Source organism: Sphingomonas aerolata, from assembly GCF_003046295.1.
Taxonomy (GTDB): Bacteria; Pseudomonadota; Alphaproteobacteria; order Sphingomonadales; family Sphingomonadaceae; genus Sphingomonas; species Sphingomonas aerolata.
This window is the reverse complement of the sequence record NZ_PZZN01000002.1, coordinates 668,830-684,601: the sequence shown is the minus strand read 5'-3', so window position 1 is coordinate 684,601 and position 15,772 is coordinate 668,830. Positions and strand designations below refer to the sequence as shown.

General features: G+C 67.2%; 17 protein-coding genes. 8 read left to right on the top strand and 9 right to left on the bottom strand.

Features of this window, described 5'->3' with window-relative positions; translation table 11 throughout:
- The first annotated feature begins 60 nt into the window (after positions 1-60).
- Positions 61-1,359 (top strand): adenylosuccinate lyase, encoded by a 1,299-nt coding sequence (gene purB / locus C8J24_RS10520; protein ID WP_031441496.1) that lies wholly within the window; start codon positions 61-63, stop codon positions 1,357-1,359.
- 328 nt (positions 1,360-1,687) lie between these two features.
- Here purB and C8J24_RS10515 read toward each other — a convergent pair whose 3' ends face one another.
- From C8J24_RS10515 to dnaK, 3 genes are all read right to left on the bottom strand, one after another.
- Positions 1,688-2,155 (bottom strand): hypothetical protein, encoded by a 468-nt coding sequence (locus C8J24_RS10515; RefSeq protein WP_146163675.1) that lies wholly within the window; start codon positions 2,153-2,155, stop codon positions 1,688-1,690.
- A 35-nt stretch (positions 2,156-2,190) separates the two neighbouring features.
- A complete protein-coding gene (gene dnaJ / locus C8J24_RS10510; protein ID WP_031394651.1) occupies positions 2,191-3,327 on the bottom strand; it encodes a molecular chaperone DnaJ in 1,137 nt (378 codons plus the stop codon).
- A gap of 157 nt (positions 3,328-3,484) precedes the next feature.
- Positions 3,485-5,392: a molecular chaperone DnaK gene (dnaK, locus tag C8J24_RS10505; RefSeq protein WP_031441499.1), complete on the bottom strand. Its 1,908-nt coding sequence runs from the start codon at positions 5,390-5,392 to the stop codon at positions 3,485-3,487.
- A gap of 156 nt (positions 5,393-5,548) precedes the next feature.
- On the opposite strand from dnaK, the gene C8J24_RS10500 reads away from it, so the two are divergent.
- Both C8J24_RS10500 and C8J24_RS10495 read left to right on the top strand, forming a co-directional pair.
- A complete protein-coding gene (locus tag C8J24_RS10500; protein WP_031394649.1) occupies positions 5,549-5,995 on the top strand; it encodes a copper chaperone PCu(A)C in 447 nt (148 codons plus the stop codon).
- Positions 5,992-6,474 carry a vgr related protein gene (locus C8J24_RS10495; protein WP_107932209.1) on the top strand — a complete coding sequence of 161 codons (483 nt, stop codon included), beginning with the start codon at positions 5,992-5,994 and terminating at the stop codon, positions 6,472-6,474. Before C8J24_RS10500 ends, C8J24_RS10495 begins: the two co-directional genes overlap by 4 nt.
- Before the next feature lie 60 nt (positions 6,475-6,534).
- Here the strand turns inward: C8J24_RS10495 and C8J24_RS10490 are convergent, their stop codons facing one another.
- The 4 genes from C8J24_RS10490 to hrcA all read right to left on the bottom strand — a co-directional run bounded on the left by C8J24_RS10490 (position 6,535) and on the right by hrcA (position 9,839).
- A complete protein-coding gene (locus tag C8J24_RS10490) occupies positions 6,535-6,774 on the bottom strand; it encodes a hypothetical protein (RefSeq protein ID WP_031394647.1) in 240 nt (79 codons plus the stop codon).
- 95 nt (positions 6,775-6,869) lie between these two features.
- A complete protein-coding gene (locus C8J24_RS10485; protein WP_107932207.1) occupies positions 6,870-8,093 on the bottom strand; it encodes a threonine synthase in 1,224 nt (407 codons plus the stop codon).
- Between the two features lie 137 nt (positions 8,094-8,230).
- Positions 8,231-8,770 carry a nucleotide exchange factor GrpE gene (grpE, locus tag C8J24_RS10480; RefSeq protein ID WP_107932205.1) on the bottom strand — a complete coding sequence of 180 codons (540 nt, stop codon included), beginning with the start codon at positions 8,768-8,770 and terminating at the stop codon, positions 8,231-8,233.
- A 25-nt stretch (positions 8,771-8,795) separates the two neighbouring features.
- A complete protein-coding gene (gene hrcA / locus C8J24_RS10475) occupies positions 8,796-9,839 on the bottom strand; it encodes a heat-inducible transcriptional repressor HrcA (RefSeq protein ID WP_031441504.1) in 1,044 nt (347 codons plus the stop codon).
- 202 nt (positions 9,840-10,041) lie between these two features.
- Between hrcA and rph the strand changes: the two genes are divergently transcribed.
- Positions 10,042-10,758 (top strand): ribonuclease PH, encoded by a 717-nt coding sequence (gene rph, locus C8J24_RS10470; RefSeq protein ID WP_031441505.1) that lies wholly within the window; start codon positions 10,042-10,044, stop codon positions 10,756-10,758.
- Positions 10,755-11,390: an RdgB/HAM1 family non-canonical purine NTP pyrophosphatase gene (rdgB, locus tag C8J24_RS10465; RefSeq protein WP_056405330.1), complete on the top strand. Its 636-nt coding sequence runs from the start codon at positions 10,755-10,757 to the stop codon at positions 11,388-11,390. The genes rph and rdgB overlap by 4 nt, the downstream gene beginning before the upstream one ends.
- Before the next feature lie 52 nt (positions 11,391-11,442).
- Here rdgB and C8J24_RS10460 read toward each other — a convergent pair whose 3' ends face one another.
- Positions 11,443-12,000: a CAP domain-containing protein gene (locus tag C8J24_RS10460; protein ID WP_107932203.1), complete on the bottom strand. Its 558-nt coding sequence runs from the start codon at positions 11,998-12,000 to the stop codon at positions 11,443-11,445.
- A 43-nt stretch (positions 12,001-12,043) separates the two neighbouring features.
- Here C8J24_RS10460 and hemW point away from each other — a divergent pair, with 43 nt between their 5' ends.
- Positions 12,044-13,216 carry a radical SAM family heme chaperone HemW gene (gene hemW, locus C8J24_RS10455; RefSeq protein ID WP_107932793.1) on the top strand — a complete coding sequence of 391 codons (1,173 nt, stop codon included), beginning with the start codon at positions 12,044-12,046 and terminating at the stop codon, positions 13,214-13,216.
- A 48-nt stretch (positions 13,217-13,264) separates the two neighbouring features.
- Here hemW and C8J24_RS10450 read toward each other — a convergent pair whose 3' ends face one another.
- Positions 13,265-14,479 carry a penicillin-binding protein activator gene (locus C8J24_RS10450; protein ID WP_107932201.1) on the bottom strand — a complete coding sequence of 405 codons (1,215 nt, stop codon included), beginning with the start codon at positions 14,477-14,479 and terminating at the stop codon, positions 13,265-13,267.
- Positions 14,480-14,489: 10 nt separating this feature from the next.
- On the opposite strand from C8J24_RS10450, the gene rsmI reads away from it, so the two are divergent.
- Positions 14,490-15,335, top strand: a complete 846-nt coding sequence (rsmI, locus tag C8J24_RS10445; RefSeq protein WP_243845804.1) for a 16S rRNA (cytidine(1402)-2'-O)-methyltransferase — start codon at positions 14,490-14,492, stop codon at positions 15,333-15,335.
- A complete protein-coding gene (locus C8J24_RS10440) occupies positions 15,332-15,730 on the top strand; it encodes a YraN family protein (protein WP_107932196.1) in 399 nt (132 codons plus the stop codon). The genes rsmI and C8J24_RS10440 overlap by 4 nt, the downstream gene beginning before the upstream one ends.
- The last annotated feature ends 42 nt before the right edge of the window (positions 15,731-15,772 follow it).

Genomic DNA, 15,772 nt, shown 5'->3' with positions numbered 1-15,772 from the left:
CGCCGTGGGTCCCGCCGGGGCGCGCGTCGCGCCTCCTCTCCCCAGCCACAGGAAATCCCGATGGTCCCCCGCTATTCCCGCCCCGACATGGTCGCGATCTGGACGCCCGAAGCGCGTTTCAAGATCTGGTTCGAAATCGAGGCGCACGCCACCGACGCGCTCGCCGAACTCGGCGTCGTGCCGAAAGAGGCCGCGGCCGCGATCTGGGAAAAGGGCGCGTTCGAGGTCGACCGGATCGACGAGATCGAGCGCGAGACCAAGCATGACGTCATCGCCTTCCTGACCAACGTCGCCGAGCATGTCGGCCCCGAGGCGCGCTTCATGCACCAGGGCATGACCTCGTCCGACGTCCTCGACACCTGCCTCGCGGTCCAGCTCGCCAAGGCGAGCGACATCCTGATCGCCGACCTCGACGCGCTGCTGGTCGTGCTCGAACGCCGCGCGCGCGAGCACAAGATGACGCCGACGATCGGCCGCAGCCACGGCATCCATGCCGAGCCCGTCACGTTCGGCCTCAAGATGGCGCAGGCGCATGCCGAGTTCGCGCGCAACCGTGCACGACTGGTGGCGGCGCGCGCCGACGTCGCGACCTGCGCGATCTCTGGCGCGGTGGGCACGTTCGCCAACATCGACCCGTTCGTCGAGGACTATGTCGCGGGCAAGCTCGGCCTGTCGGTCGAGCCCGTCTCGACCCAGGTCATCCCGCGCGATCGCCACGCGATGTTCTTTGCGACACTCGGCGTGATCGCCAGCTCGATCGAGCGGCTCGCGACCGAGATCCGCCACCTCCAGCGCACCGAAGTGCTCGAGGCGGAAGAGTATTTCTCGCCCGGCCAGAAGGGCTCCTCGGCGATGCCGCACAAGCGCAACCCGGTCCTGACCGAGAACCTGACCGGCCTCGCGCGCATGGTCCGCGGCTATGTCACCCCCGCGCTCGAGAATGTCGCGCTGTGGCATGAGCGCGACATCTCGCACTCGTCGGTCGAGCGGTACATCGGGCCCGACGCGACGATCACGCTCGACTTCGCGCTCGCGCGACTGACCGGGGTGATGGACAAGCTCGTCGTCTATCCGGCACGAATGGAGAAGAACCTCAACAAGATGGGCGGACTCGTCCATTCGCAGCGCGTCCTCCTCGCGCTGACGCAGGCCGGGGTGAGCCGCGAGGACGCCTATCGCCTCGTCCAGCGCAACGCGATGAAGGTGTGGGATTCGGACGGCGCACTTTCGCTGCTCGACCTGCTCAAGGCCGATCCGGAAGTGACGCTGAGCGATGCCGAGCTCGAGGACAAGTTCGACCTCGGCTATCACCTGAAGCACGTCGACACGATCTTCGCCCGGGTGTTCGGCGCGGCTTAACGGCGGGAGTTAGACTACCTCCTCGTCATCCTGACGAAAGTCAGGATGACGGGTGGAGAGAGGCTAAAGCCCACCAAAGTGCACGCAACGCAATTACGATTTCATGTTACAAAATTGCGACAACTCGCAACTATCGCCATATCACCGATGCCGGATATTACTCCGGCATCGGAGACCTACCCATGCGCACGTTCGAAACCGTGACCAGCTCGATGCTGGCGATCGCGGCTCAAGCGCTGGTGGTCGGGGTGGTCATTTCCACCCTCTGATCCATCGGCCCGCCCGCCCCTCCAAGGAGGGGCGCGGCTAGGGTCGCAGGCTCCCGCCTTCAGGCTGCTAGCGATACACCCCGTCGATTATCATCGTCGTTGGCACCACTAGGTGCGTCGGGTTTGCGCACGCGTATCGCACGGCGGTTTGCACCCACCGGCCGCCCACGTCGTAGAACCGCCGCCAGCCGAGCCGGCAAACCCCGGATCCGCAGGCTCGACACCCCGCCGATCAACCCAATCGCTACGTCCAGATACGCCGACACTTCGAACGATGTCAGCCAGATCGCGATGTCGGGCGCGCCCATCATGGCAACCCGGACCCTGTCGCCGTCATCGGCGAACATCATGACGCACGCTGCCGCAATCAGCACCAGGCCGACCGCGACGTCCGCGCGCGTCAGCCGCGCCGCCCGCCTGACAGGCGCCTCGACCAGGAGCACGCGGAGGGACCGAGACAGGGGGATCCTGGGCGCCGCGAGCATCAGCAGCCAGCAAGCGAGAAACGTCAGACCGATTGCCGCCACACTATCCCCCTGTCACTCGCGCCAAGCAGCACTGCCTATTCCGCGGCGAAGACGCCCTTCAGCTTGGCGAAGAACCCCTGACTGTCGGGGCATTCGTCGCCGGTCTCGGTCTCGCGGAACATTTCGAGCAGTTCCTTCTGCCGGTTCGACAGGCGGGTCGGGGTCTCGACGTCGATCTGCACGACCAGATCGCCATGACCGCGCCCCTGCAACACCGGCATGCCGGCACCGCGCTGACGGAGCTGCTTGCCCGACTGAATGCCCGCCGGGATCTTCACCTCATGCGTGCGCCCGTCGAGGCCGGGAATCGACAGCGATCCGCCGAGTGCCGCGACCGTGAAGCTGATCGGTGCGCGCGCGAACAGCGTCGTGCCCTCGCGTTCGAACAGATTATGCTTGGTGACGTGGAGGAAGATATAGAGATCGCCCGCCGGTGCACCTCGCGCGCCGGCCTCGCCCTCGCCCGTCATCCGGATCCGCGTGCCTTCATCGACACCGGGCGGCACGTTGATGCTGAGCGTCTTGGTCTTCTCGACCCGGCCCTCGCCGCGGCAATCGGGGCATGGATCGGCGATCACCTGACCCGCGCCGTTGCAGACCGGGCAGGCGCGCTCGACCACGAAGAAGCCCTGCTGTGCACGGACCTTGCCGTGACCGCCGCAATGCTGGCAGGTCTTGGCGCGCGTGCCGGCCTTCGCGCCCGACCCGTCGCAGGTGTCGCACACCGCCGAGACGTCGACGGTGATCTCGGTCGCCTTGCCGTGGAAAGCCTCTTCCAAGCTGACTTCCATGTCGTACCGCAAATCCGCGCCGCGACGTGCCGACGATCGGCCACCGCCGCCGCGCTGCGCGCCGCCCATGAATTCGCCGAAAACGCTCTCGAAAATGTCGCTGAAGCCGCCGAAATCCTGCGCGCCGCCGCCATGACCGCCGCCGCCGCCATTCTGGAACGCGGCATGGCCGAAGCGATCATAGGCCGCACGCTTCTGGGGATCCTTGAGGCAGTCATACGCCTCGCTGACCGCCTTGAACTGGGCCTCGGAATCCTTGCAACCGGCATTCTTGTCCGGGTGATATTTCATCGCGAGCTTGCGGTAAGACGACTTGATCGTCCCCGCATCCGCGGTCCGCTCGATCTCGAGCAGTTCGTAATAGTCTGTCTGGGTACTCATAGCGGCCCTCTTAGCCCTCTCCCCTCCGGGGAGAGGGTTGGGTGAGGAGTTGTTCCGGACAACAGTACGCGGAACTGCCCCTCACCCCGGCCCTCTCCCCGACCGGGCACCCATGAAAGTATTACTTTCATGGGACCCTGGGGAGAGGGAGTTTCAGTTACGCCTTCGGGTTCTCGTCGACTTCCGAGAATTCGGCGTCGACGACGTCGTCGTCCTTCTTCGCCGCATCGCCATCAGCCGACGGCGAGGCATCCGCCTGAGCCTGCTTCTCGTAGATTGCCTGGCCGAGCTTCATCGCGACCTGGGCGAGCGCGGTGCTCTTCTCGGTCATCGCGTCCGCATCGCCGCCCTCGACCGCTGCCTTGGTCGCGTCGATCGCGGCCTGGATCTCGGTCTTGAGCGCGTCGTCGACCTTGTCGCCGTTATCGGCAAGCTGACGCTCGGTCGTGTGGATCAGGCTCTCGGCGTTGTTCTTCGCCTCGGCGCCGGCACGACGCTTCTTGTCTTCCTCGGCGAAGGTCTCGGCATCGCGGACCATCTGGTCGATGTCGCTGTCCGAAAGACCACCCGACGCCTGGATGCGGATCTGCTGCTCCTTGCCGGTGCCCTTGTCCTTGGCCGAGACGCTGACGAGGCCGTTGGCGTCGATGTCGAACGTGACTTCGATCTGCGGCACGCCGCGCGGCGCCGGCGGGATGCCGACGAGATCGAAATTGCCGAGCATCTTGTTGTCGGCCGCCATCTCGCGCTCGCCCTGGAACACGCGGATCGTCACCGCGCCCTGGTTGTCGTCCGCGGTCGAATAGGTCTGCGACTTCTTGGTCGGGATCGTCGTGTTGCGATCGATCATCCGGGTGAACACGCCACCCAGCGTCTCGATACCCAGCGACAGCGGTGTCACGTCGAGCAGCAGCACGTCCTTGACGTCGCCTTGCAGCACGCCGGCCTGGATCGCGGCGCCCATCGCGACGACCTCGTCCGGGTTGACGCCGGTGTGCGGCTCCTTGCCGAAGAACTGCTTCACGACTTCACGCACGCGCGGCATGCGCGTCATGCCGCCGACCAGCACGACCTCGGATATGTCGTCGGCCTTCAGACCGGCGTCAGCGAGTGCCTTCTTGCAGGGGTCGAGCGTCCGCTTGACCAGGTCCTCGACCATCCGCTCCAGATCGGCGCGGGTGATCGACTTCACCAGATGCTTCGGGCCGTTCTGGTCCGCGGTGATGAAGGGCAGGTTGACCTCAGTCGACTGTGCCGAGCTGAGCTCGATCTTCGCCTTCTCGGCCGCTTCCTTCAGACGCTGCAGCGCCAGCTTGTCCTTGGCGAGGTCGATGCCCTCCGCCTTCTTGAACTCGTCGGCGAGGAACTGGACGATCTTGTTGTCGAAATCCTCACCGCCGAGGAAGGTGTCGCCGTTGGTCGCCTTCACCTCGAACACGCCGTCGCCGATCTCGAGGATCGAGATGTCGAACGTGCCGCCGCCGAGATCGTAGACCGCGATCGTCTTGCCGTCCTGCTTGTCGAGGCCGTAGGCCAGCGCCGCCGCGGTCGGCTCGTTGATGATGCGCAGCACTTCGAGACCGGCGATCTGGCCGGCGTCCTTGGTCGCCTGGCGCTGTGCGTCGTTGAAGTAGGCGGGAACGGTGATGACTGCCTGCGTGACCGTCTCGCCGAGATACGACTCCGCGGTTTCCTTCATCTTCTGCAGCGTGAACGCCGAGATCTGCGAGGGCGAGTAATCCTTGCCGCCGGCCGAGACCCATGCGTCGCCGTTCGGCCCGCGCGAGATCTTGTACGGGACCAACTCGGTGTCCTTCTTGGTGATCGGATCGTCGAAACGACGGCCGATCAGGCGCTTCACCGCAAAGATGGTGTTGTCGCCGTTCGTCACTGCCTGGCGCTTGGCCGGCTGGCCGACCAGTCGCTCGCCGTCCTTGGCGAATGCGACGATCGACGGCGTGGTGCGCGCGCCTTCGGAATTCTCGATGACCTTGGGCTTGCCGCCTTCCATGACGGAAACGCAGCTGTTGGTCGTGCCGAGATCGATACCGATTACTTTAGCCATGAGTTTAAATAGCCCCTCACACATCGTAAAAAAGTCTCGGGCTCCACCCCGTTACGGCAGTGGAACCTTTCGATTGATGGGCGCGATATAGGTTGGCTCGCGCTTGCCGCAAGATTGTACGGCCCGTAGAGATCGCAAGAGGGGTATGAAGTGGCGATGATGACGATGCGTGGTATTTTTGCCGTGACGGCCCTGGTCGGGGTGGCGGCCTGTGCACAACCGCAACAGCTGTCCGTCGAGAAGGCGTGGGTCCGGCTCGCTGCGGTCAAGGGTGGACCGGCGGCAGGCTATTTCACGATCCATGGCGGGCCGAGCGATGCGACGCTGATCAACGTCACCACCGACGTCGCGATCCGGAGCGAGATGCACGAGAGCATGTCGGCCGGCGGCGTGTCGTCGATGAAACCGATCGCGCGCGTCGAGATCCCGGCCAAGACCGATGTCGTGTTCGCGCCGGGTGGCCGTCACGTGATGCTGTTCGACGTAAATCCCGGCATCAAGCCCGGTGAACGCACCATCACCTTCACCCTCACCTTCGCCGACGGCACCAGAATCCTGCAGAACGCAGCAGTCGTCGGCGCCGGCGACACCGGAACCAAGTGAGCGTTCGCGATCGGTCGACGCGAGCGCTGACCCCGGCCGAGACTAGGCTTGCGGCGTCGGTCTTCGGCGATGCGATCGACTATGCGCCGGTGCGGCTGGCACGCCGCAAATGGGCCTTCTTCCAGCCGCGCGACACGGTGATGGCGCCGCGCGGGTGTATCCATTTCCACCCCAAGGGCGATCTGTGGTGCGACGATTTCGCGCATGCCCATCTGACGCTGCAGGGGCTGTTCATCCACGAGATGACGCATATCTGGCAGCACCAGCGCGGTATCTTTCTCCCGCTCGTACGGCATCCCTGGTGCCGCTATGACTATGCGCTGCGCCCCGGCGTCGCGCTGCACCGCTACGGTATCGAGCAGCAGGGCGAGATCGTCCGCCACGCCTTTCTGCTGCGTGCCGGCGCGCCGGTCGCAGGCGCCCCGCCGCTCACGCAGTACGAGACGCTGCTTCCGTTCAAGCCGCGGGTGTCGGCCTAGTCCGCCCCTCCCTAGACCGTCACCCCAGCGAACGCTGGGATGACGTGGGCTAGGACGATATCAGAGCCAGCTGCGCCCATCCGGTCCCGCACAGCCATAGGGCGGCAACTGCCCGAAGAACCGTTCCTGCATCTTGTGACAGCCCCAAGCGCGCAGCGGCGCGGGCGCATAGCCGTTCAGCGCGATGCCGACCTCGTCATACGGGGTCTCGCCGCGCGCGACATACATGTACCAGCGCCCGCCGAACATGACCGCCGCCGCGACCAGCACGACACACACGACCTGAAGAATCTTCTGCATTTCCGCCCTTTTCGTGATGAAGGGCGCCCCGTTGCAGATAACATGGATTAATATCAACCACCGGAAGGCGAGCCCCGCCGGTGGCGATTCCCATCCTACAATGCGTCGAAATCGATAGCTTGTGTTCTATCAAGCGCTTGCGGGGCTTCGGGCATCGGATATTTCAGTCCGGTCGCACAATTAAAAAGTACGACGCGGTCGTCTTCGTCGACCAGACCGGTGTTCAGCGCCTGTTGATAGGCCGCGAGCGTCGCGCCGCCTTCGGGACACAGCAACAGCCCGTCCTGCTTGGCCGCTGCCTCGACCGCCTTCAGGATCGCCGGATCGCCGACCGCCAGTGCCTGCCCGCCGCTCTCGCGGACCGCGCGCAGGATCAGGAAGTCGCCGACCGCCTTGGGGACGCGAATGCCCGCTGCAACGGTGCTCGCATCCTCCCAGCGCTCGGCATGCTCCTCACCCGCCTCGAAGGCGCGGACGATCGGCGCACAGCCGCTCGCCTGCACGGCAAACATCTTGGGCCGCTCGGAGCCGATCCAGCCGAGCTGCTCGAGCTCGTCGAACGCCTTCCACATGCCGATCAGACCCGTGCCGCCACCGGTCGGGTAGAAGATCGCATCGGGCAGTTTCCAGCCGAACTGCGCGGCCAGTTCCAGCCCCATCGTCTTCTTGCCCTCGATTCGATAGGGCTCCTTCAGCGTCGAGAAGTCGAACCAGCGCCCCTCGGCGGCGCCCTTGCCGACGATCGCGCCGCAATCGTCGATCAGCCCGTTGACGCGCCAGACGCGCGCGCCCTGCATCGCGATCTCGCGGACGTTGATCTCGGGCGTGTCGTCGGGACAGAGCACGATCGTCTCGATCCCGCAACGCGTGGCGTAGGCCGCCAGCGCCGCGCCCGCATTGCCGTTGGTCGGCATCGCGATCTTCTCGACGCCAAGTTCCTTCGCCATCGCCACCGCCATGACCAGCCCGCGGGCCTTGAAGCTCCCGGTCGGCAGACGCCCTTCGTCCTTCACGAGGACGTTGGGGCCACCGGACTTCGGGATCGGCACCAGCGGCGTCTCGATCTCGCCGAGGCTGACGATATTGGACGTCTGCCGCACGGGCAGCAGCTCGCGCCACCGCCACAGATCGGTTGGCCGCGCCTCGATCGTGTCGCGCGAAATCGCCGAGCGCACCGCATCGAGATCGTAGCGCACGAGCAACGGCCTGCCCGCACGCGAAAGGCCATGAAGCTGGTCCGCCTCATAGCGTTCGCCGGTGATCGAACATTCGAGATGCGTGACGAACGTCTCGCGATCAGTGGTCAGATTCTCGTTCATGGCGTCACCCCGGCGAGGCAGAAAGTTGAGCGACGCCTCCTGCCGTTCCCCCGCGAAGGCGGGGGCCCAGGGTCACAGGCGACAGCGTTTGAAACCCTGGGCTCCCGCCTTCGCGGGAGAACACCAGCCCGACAGGCTCACCCCGCCTTGGCGACGCCCACCATCGCAGGCCGCAGCAGGCGATCCTTGATCATGTAGCCCGCCTGCATTTCCTGGACGATCGTGCCGGCCGGCTGATCGCTCGGGATTTCCAGCATCGCCTGATGCTTGTTCGGGTCGAGCATCTGGCCCTCGGCAGCGATCTTGGTGATGCCGTGGCGCTGGAACACGCTCTCCAGCTCGCGACCGGTGGCTTCGAGCCCGGTGACGAGGCCCTTCATCTTGTCGTCCGCACGCAGGTCCGCCGGGATCGCCGACAGGCCGCGCGCCAGGTTGTCTGCAACCGACAGCACGTCGCGTGCGAACGCGGTGGCGGCATAGGCGCGGGCGTCCTGCGCTTCCTTCTCGGCGCGGCGGCGGACATTCTGCACCTCGGCCTGCGCGTAGAGGACATTCTGCTTGGCCTCGGCAAGCTGGTTCTCCAGCTCGGCGACGCGATCGTTCGAGGCCACTTCGGGTGCGGCTTCGGCGGTCTCTTCGCGCATGTCGGCAGGCGTGTTCTGATCGATATCGGACATTGTTTTCCCTATAAGTTGGGCCGGCTCAACCCATCAACCGGGCGAGCGTTGCAGCCGTGAAATCCACCATGGGCACGACGCGCGCATAGTTCAACCGCGTGGGGCCGATCACGCCCACCACGCCGACCACCCGCCCGTCCAATCCGCGGAACGGTCGCGCGATCACCGACGAGCCGGACAGGGCGAATAATTTGGTCTCCGCACCGATGAAGATCCGCGTCGAATCGCCCGCCCGCGCGCTGTCGAGCAATGATGCGACCTCCTGTTTTCCCTCGAGGTCGTCGAGCAGGTCGCGGACCCGGTCGAGATCGGCGGCGGCGGCCGCATCGATCAGCCGCCCCTGCCCGCGGACGATCAGCACCGGGCGGCGATCCGCATCCTCGCTCCACACCGCGATCCCGCCCTCGACCAGCATCCGCGCCGCACCGTCGAGCGCCGCCTGTCCGTCCGCCAGCTCGCGCTCGATCCGCAGCCGCGCCTCGGCCAGCGTCAGCCCGCCGAGCGTCGCCGACATGTAATTGCCCGCCTCGACCAGGGTCGACGGCGACATGCCCTTGGGCAGTGCGATCACGCGGTTCTCGACCGAGCCATCCTCGCTGACCAGCACCGCGAGCGCCTGATCGGGCGACAGCGCGACGAACGCGATCTGACGCAGCGTCATCTCGCGTTTCGGCACCATCACCAGCCCCGCGCACGCCGACAGCCCCGACAGCGCGAGCGTGGTGGCGGCGAGCGCCTCCTCGACCGGACCACCGACACCGGCGCGTGCCTCGATCGTCTGGCGCTCCTCGAATGACGGCTCCATCGCCTGCATCATCCCGTCGACGAACAGCCGCAGGCCGCGATCGGTCGGCATCCGCCCCGCGCTCGTATGCGGGCTGGCGAGCAGCCCCAGCCCCTCCAGCTCCCCCATCACCCCGCGAATCGAGGCGGGCGACAGGCTGAGCCCGGCCAGCTGCGCGATCGTCTTCGATCCCACCGGCGTGCCGCTGGCGAGATAGCTGTCGACGACCGCACGAAAAATATCGCGCGCGCGGTCGGTCAGTTCGGTGACGGGGGGCGTGGCCATGCGGCTGATCTAGGCTGGCGAGCCCGAATGCGAAAGGCTAGGCAGCGCTTATTGCCCACCACCCGTTCGTCCTGAGTAGGGACTGAGCGAAGTCGAAGCCCCGTATCGAAGGATGTGCCCCAAGCGGGCCGATTCTCCGATACGCCGCTTCGACGAGCTCAGCAGCTACTCAGGACGAACGGAAGAAGTTTAGGAATACATCATGCGCCCATCCGGCCGTGCCCCAGACCAGATGCGCAGCATCACGATCGAACCCCGCTTCACCAAGCATGCCGAAGGCTCCGTGCTGATCGGCTTCGGCGACACCAAGGTGCTTGTCACCGCCAGCATCGAGGAGAAGGTCCCGCCGTTCCTGCGCGGCAAGGGCGAAGGCTGGGTGACCGCCGAATACGGCATGCTCCCGCGCTCGACCAACACGCGCAACAACCGTGAAGCGGCCAAGGGCAAGCAGTCGGGCCGCACGCAGGAAATCCAGCGCCTGATCGGCCGTTCGCTCCGCGCCGTCACCGATCTGAAGCTGCTCGGCGAGCGCCAGATCGTGCTCGACTGCGACGTGCTTCAGGCCGACGGCGGCACGCGCACCGCGTCGATCTCGGGTGCCTGGGTCGCGCTGCGGCTCGCAATCGACGGGCTGCTGGACAGCGGCAAGCTGACCGCCGACCCGCTGACGCAGAAGGTCGCCGCGATCAGCTGCGGCATCTATCAGGGCAACCCCGTGCTCGACCTCGACTATATCGAGGATTCGGGTGCGGACGCGGATGCGAATTTCGTCCTGCTCGAAAACGGCAACATCGCCGAGGCGCAGGCGACCGCCGAGGGCGCGACCTATGACGAGGAGGCGCTGCTCCGCCTGTTGCGGCTCGCCCGGATCGGCTGCGCGGACATCTTCGCGGCACAGGCCAAGGCGGTCGCCAAGTGAGCGGCGAAGGCAGCACCCCCCAGGCGATCCGCAAGCTCCAGCCCGGCAAGCTCGTCATCGCGAGCCACAACAAGGGCAAGGTCCGCGAGATCGCCGACCTGCTCGCGGGCCGCGGCTTCGACGTCGTGTCGGCGGCGGATCTCGACCTGCCCGAGCCGGTCGAGACGGGGACGACCTTCTTCGCCAATGCCGAGCTGAAGGCACGCTCCGCCGCCGACCTGTCGGGCTATCCCGCGCTCGCCGACGATAGCGGGCTGTGCGTCGATGCGCTGGGTGGCGATCCGGGCGTGTACACCGCCGACTGGGCGGAGACGCCGAACGGTCGCGACTGGTCGATGGCGATGCAGAAGGTCGAGGACGCGCTCGCCGCCAAGGGTCCCGACGCGACCCGCGGCGCGCATTTCGTCAGCGTGCTCGCGCTCGCCTGGCCCGACGGCCATGTCGAATGGTTCGAAGGCCGCGCCGAGGGCACGCTGGTCTGGCCGCCACGCGGCAAGGTCGGTTTCGGCTATGACCCGATGTTTGTGCCGCTGGGCCATGACCAGACCTATGCCGAGCTGCCGCACGAGACGAAGAACGCGATCAGCCACCGCAATGTCGCGTTCGAACTGCTGAAGGCCGCCGTGTTCTGAAACACTGCCGGACCTGCCATCCGCGGATGGCAGGTCCGGCGATCTCGGGTGCCTAATAGCTACGCTCGCCCACCACATTGCCCGGCGGCGAATAGCGGCACACCAGATAATCGTCGCGTTCGTTGCTCGCCATCGCGCATCCCACCGCGGTCGAACTGCGCCAGACGATCTGCGTGTAGTGCGCGACATCCTCATATTTGCCGGTCCGACTGAACGCGGGCGTCACGCCGTTGATGAAATCCTTCCGTTCGGCGACCCAGTGGCCGATCATCTCGGGATAGGCATAGGCATAGCGCGTGCCGGTCCACAGATTCTCGCCCTCGCGGCCCGGCCCCTGAACCTGATGCGCATGCGCAAATTTGCGCGTGTTGGCCATTTCCTCGGCATAGGCGCGCGCGGTGGTCGCCAGCGTATCGCTCCATACCAGCGGCGGAACACCCACCGCCGCCCGCGCGGCATTATGCCCGTCCATCATCGCCGCCTTGAGAAGCGCGGGCCCGCGGGGCGCCGGCGCCTGCGTCTCGCGCCGCTCCACGACGCGTTCCGGCCCCTGCGCGCAAGCGCCGGCGAACAACGCCGCCGCAACTGCCAGACCCAACCGAACCGTCATTGCGCTTCCTTCTGTCGCTCCGTGCGACCATATGCGCGAGATAATGCCCCCGATCGAAACGCCAAGCCCCGCCCCGCCGCCTTCGGGGGACCTCGCGCTCTACGTCCATTGGCCGTTCTGCGTGTCGAAATGCCCCTATTGCGACTTCAACAGCCATGTCCGTGAGGGCGTCGACCAGGCGGCATGGCGCGCGGCGCTGCTCACCGACCTTTCACACGAGGCGTCGGTCCTGCCGGGACGCAAGCTCCAGTCGATCTTCTTCGGCGGCGGCACCCCCTCGCTGATGCCACCCGCAACGGTGGCCGCGATCCTCGACGCCGCCGAACGCGCCTGGGGCTTTGCCGAGGGGATCGAGATCACGCTCGAGGCCAATCCCTCCTCGGTCGAGGCCGCGCGCTTCGCCGACCTCGCGAGCGCAGGCGTCAACCGCGTGTCGCTGGGATTGCAGTCGCTCGACGATCAGGCGCTGAAATTCCTCGGCCGCGCGCATGACGTGAACGAGGGACAGGCGGCGCTGGCGACCGCGCAGAGCGTCTTTCCGCGCGTGAGTTTCGACCTGATCTATGCGCTCCCCGGCCAGCGGCTTGCCGACTGGCGCGCCGAACTCGCGCGCGCGCTGAGCTTCGGGACGGAGCATCTGTCGCTCTATCAGCTTACCATCGAGCCCGGCACGCGGTTCGCGACCGAGGCGCTCGCGGGGCGCATCGTCATCCCCGACGGTGACAGCGCGGCGGACCTGTTCGAGGCGACACGCGCCGATACCAAAGCCGCCGGGCTCCCCGCCTATGAAACCTCGAACCACGCGCGGCCGGGGTCGGAGAGCCGCCACAATCTCGCCTATTGGCGCTACCAGGATTATGCCGGGATCGGCCCCGGCGCGCATGGCCGCCGCGGTGGGCTGGCGACGGTGCGTCGCAAGAAGCCAGAAAACTGGCTCGCCGCGATCGAGCGCAACGGCCACGGGATGGAGGTCGAGGACCCGCTCACCCCCTCGACGCGCGCGACCGAGGCGTTGCTGATGGGGCTGCGCCTGGCGGAAGGCGTGGATCTCGACCGGATCACCCGACTCAACGCCGGCGTGGTGCCGGTGGATCTCACCGCGGTCGCACGGCTTGAGGATCTCGGCCTCGTCGCCCGCTCACCGGGCCGGCTGCGCGTCACCGAAGCGGGGGCGCTGCTGCTCGACGCGATCCTGCCCGAGATCGTGACGGCGTAACCTACCCGCGGTTGCCGCCTTGGGCGAGAACGGCGGCAGGCCGCGGCCTTACTTGCCGAACCCGGTCGGCGCCGGTGACACCACGCTCGTCGTGCCGCCGCGGATTTCCTTCACCTCCAGCGCGCGCTCGGCGACATTGTCGCGGCCGAAGCGAAACGCACCGTCGATGCCCGAAAAGCCGTCGCCATCGCGCAGCCGCGACACGGGGAACGCGGTCCCCGGCTTCCAGTCGCGTGCGATCCGCACCGTCAGCAGCACCGAATCATAGCCGAGGCTCGACAGGCGGTACGGTCCGCTGCCGAAGCGTGCGCGGTATTTGGCGGCATATTGCCGGTACAACGTATCCGACACGCTCGCATACCAGGCGCCGTTCAACGCCGGCTTGGCGGCGACGCTCGATTCGGAATTCCACAGCTCGGTGCCGAGGATCCGGGTCGATGCGCCCGCGCCGCGCTTCACCAGCGCCGCCGCCGACGCCGCGGTCGAACCGCTGTCGGCGATCAGCACGGCATCATAGGGTGCCTTTGCGGCGAGCCGCGTGACCGCGCCCGACACGCCACCGGCCGTCCGGCCATAGGTCTGGAGCGACACGACCTGGCCGCCCGCCCCCTCGACCGCGCGGAGGAATGCAGTCGAGGCGCGCTCGCCGTAGAGTCCGTTCGGGACCAGCCCGGCAAAGTTCGACACGCCGCGCTCGCGCGCAAAATCGACGACGCGCGAAATCGACTGGGTCGGCACATAGCCCATCAGATAGGCGCCGTTGCCGGCCACCCCGAGATCGTTCGAGAAGCTCAGCACCGGTACGCCCGCCGCGCGCGCGATCGGCGCGACCGTCCGCACGTCCTCGGACAGCAGCGGCCCGAGGATCAGCTGCGCGCCTTCAGCGATCGCGCGCTGGGCCGCGGCCGCGGCACCCGTCGCGGTATCGTAATTGGTGATCCGCACGCGCTGGTTCTGCGTGTCGAGCAGCGCCATCATCGTCGCATTGGCGATCGACGTGCCGACCCCCGCATTGCTTCCCGACAGCGGCACGAGCAGCGCGACGCGGTTGCGCTCGGCGTCGCGCGGGATGCCAGTCTCGACCCCGATCGTCGGCGTGTCGGTAGGACGGGTGGTCGGGCGCTGCTGCGACGGCTCGACGGGACCGCGCGGGACGATCGTCTGGCACGCGCCCAGCAGGCAGGCCAGCGTGAGTGCGGCCGAGCGCCCAAACGCGCGCATCCGGTGCCGGGCCGATTGCCCTATCGTCGCTGCGTCTGCCATGACAATCCCCATGAACCCTGAAACTCCACTGAACCCCGGCCTTTACATCGTCGCGACGCCGATCGGCAATCTCGGTGATCTGTCGCCGCGTGCCGCCGACATCCTCGCGCGTGCCGACGTCGTCGCGGTCGAGGACAGCCGTGTCACCGCCGGTCTGCTCCGCCATGTCGGTACCAAGACGCCGATGGTCCCCTATCATGATCACAGCGCCGAGGGCGTCCGCCCGGCGCTGATCGCGCGGATGGCGACCGAGGCGGTGGCGCTGGTGTCCGACGCAGGCACGCCGCTGATTTCCGATCCCGGATTCAAGCTGGTGCGCGACGCGCGCGCGGCGGGGCATCTCGTGGTGACGATCCCCGGCCCCTGCGCCGCGGTCGCCGCGCTCACGCTGGCGGGCCTGCCGACCGATCGCTTCCTGTTCGTCGGCTTCCTGCCGTCCAAGGCGCATGCCCGGTCGGAGGCGATCGCCGAGATCGCCACGATCCGCGCGACGCTGGTGCTCTACGAATCGGGTCCGCGTCTCGGTGCCAGCCTTGCCGCGCTCGCCGAAGGACTCGGCGACCGTGAGGCGGCGGTCACACGTGAGATCACCAAGCGGTTCGAGGAGGCGGTGACCGGCACGCTGACGACCCTCGCCACTCGCTACGCCGACGCCCCGCCGCGTGGCGAGATCGTCATCGTCATCGCGCCCCCCGGCGACGCCCCCCCGGCCAGCGCGGAGGACGCCGACACGGCGCTGGCCGATGCCCTCACCCGCCTCTCCACCGGCCAGGCCGCGAGCGAGGTTGCGAAGGCACTCGGGCTCGACCGCAAGACGCTCTACGCCCGCGCGCTCGAACTGAAGGCGAAGGGGTGACCCTCCCCGCCCCGCGCCCCCCCCGCAGGCGCACAGCGAGCACCGCCGATCGACAGGTCGCGGAAGCTGCGGGGCGGCGCGGGGAGCGGCTGGCCGGCTGGTGGTTGCGACTGAAGGGCTGGAGCATCCTCGACCGCCGCGTGCGGACGCCGGCGGGCGAGGTCGACATCGTCGCGCGCAAGGGGACGCTGGTCGCGTTCGTCGAGGTGAAGACGCGCGCGACCGCCGCCGAACTCGATTTCGCGATCGACGAGCGGCGGCTCGCGCGGGTCGCGGCGGCGGCGGAGTTTTTGATGCCGCGCTATGCCGGGCCCGGCGACGACATCCGCGTCGACGTCATCCTGCTCGCGCCCGGCACGCGCCCCCGCCATATCGAGAATGCATGGATCGGCTGAGCGGGTCGGGTGACTTGCGGCCCGCGCGCACCTACATGCGCT

Coding starts and splice junctions, on each gene's coding strand:
- purB (WP_031441496.1), top strand. CDS start 61: ATGGTCCCCCGCTATTCCCGCCCCGACATGGTCGCGATCTGGACGCCC.
- dnaJ (WP_031394651.1), bottom strand. CDS start 3,327: ATGAGTACCCAGACAGACTATTACGAACTGCTCGAGATCGAGCGGACC.
- grpE (WP_107932205.1), bottom strand. CDS start 8,770: ATGTCCGATATCGATCAGAACACGCCTGCCGACATGCGCGAAGAGACC.
- hrcA (WP_031441504.1), bottom strand. CDS start 9,839: ATGGCCACGCCCCCCGTCACCGAACTGACCGACCGCGCGCGCGATATT.
- dnaK (WP_031441499.1), bottom strand. CDS start 5,392: ATGGCTAAAGTAATCGGTATCGATCTCGGCACGACCAACAGCTGCGTT.
- C8J24_RS10450 (WP_107932201.1), bottom strand. CDS start 14,479: ATGGCAGACGCAGCGACGATAGGGCAATCGGCCCGGCACCGGATGCGC.
- C8J24_RS10500 (WP_031394649.1), top strand. CDS start 5,549: ATGATGACGATGCGTGGTATTTTTGCCGTGACGGCCCTGGTCGGGGTG.
- rsmI (WP_243845804.1), top strand. CDS start 14,490: ATGAACCCTGAAACTCCACTGAACCCCGGCCTTTACATCGTCGCGACG.
- C8J24_RS10485 (WP_107932207.1), bottom strand. CDS start 8,093: ATGAACGAGAATCTGACCACTGATCGCGAGACGTTCGTCACGCATCTC.
- C8J24_RS10490 (WP_031394647.1), bottom strand. CDS start 6,774: ATGCAGAAGATTCTTCAGGTCGTGTGTGTCGTGCTGGTCGCGGCGGCG.
- C8J24_RS10460 (WP_107932203.1), bottom strand. CDS start 12,000: ATGACGGTTCGGTTGGGTCTGGCAGTTGCGGCGGCGTTGTTCGCCGGC.
- hemW (WP_107932793.1), top strand. CDS start 12,044: ATGCCCCCGATCGAAACGCCAAGCCCCGCCCCGCCGCCTTCGGGGGAC.
- rph (WP_031441505.1), top strand. CDS start 10,042: ATGCGCCCATCCGGCCGTGCCCCAGACCAGATGCGCAGCATCACGATC.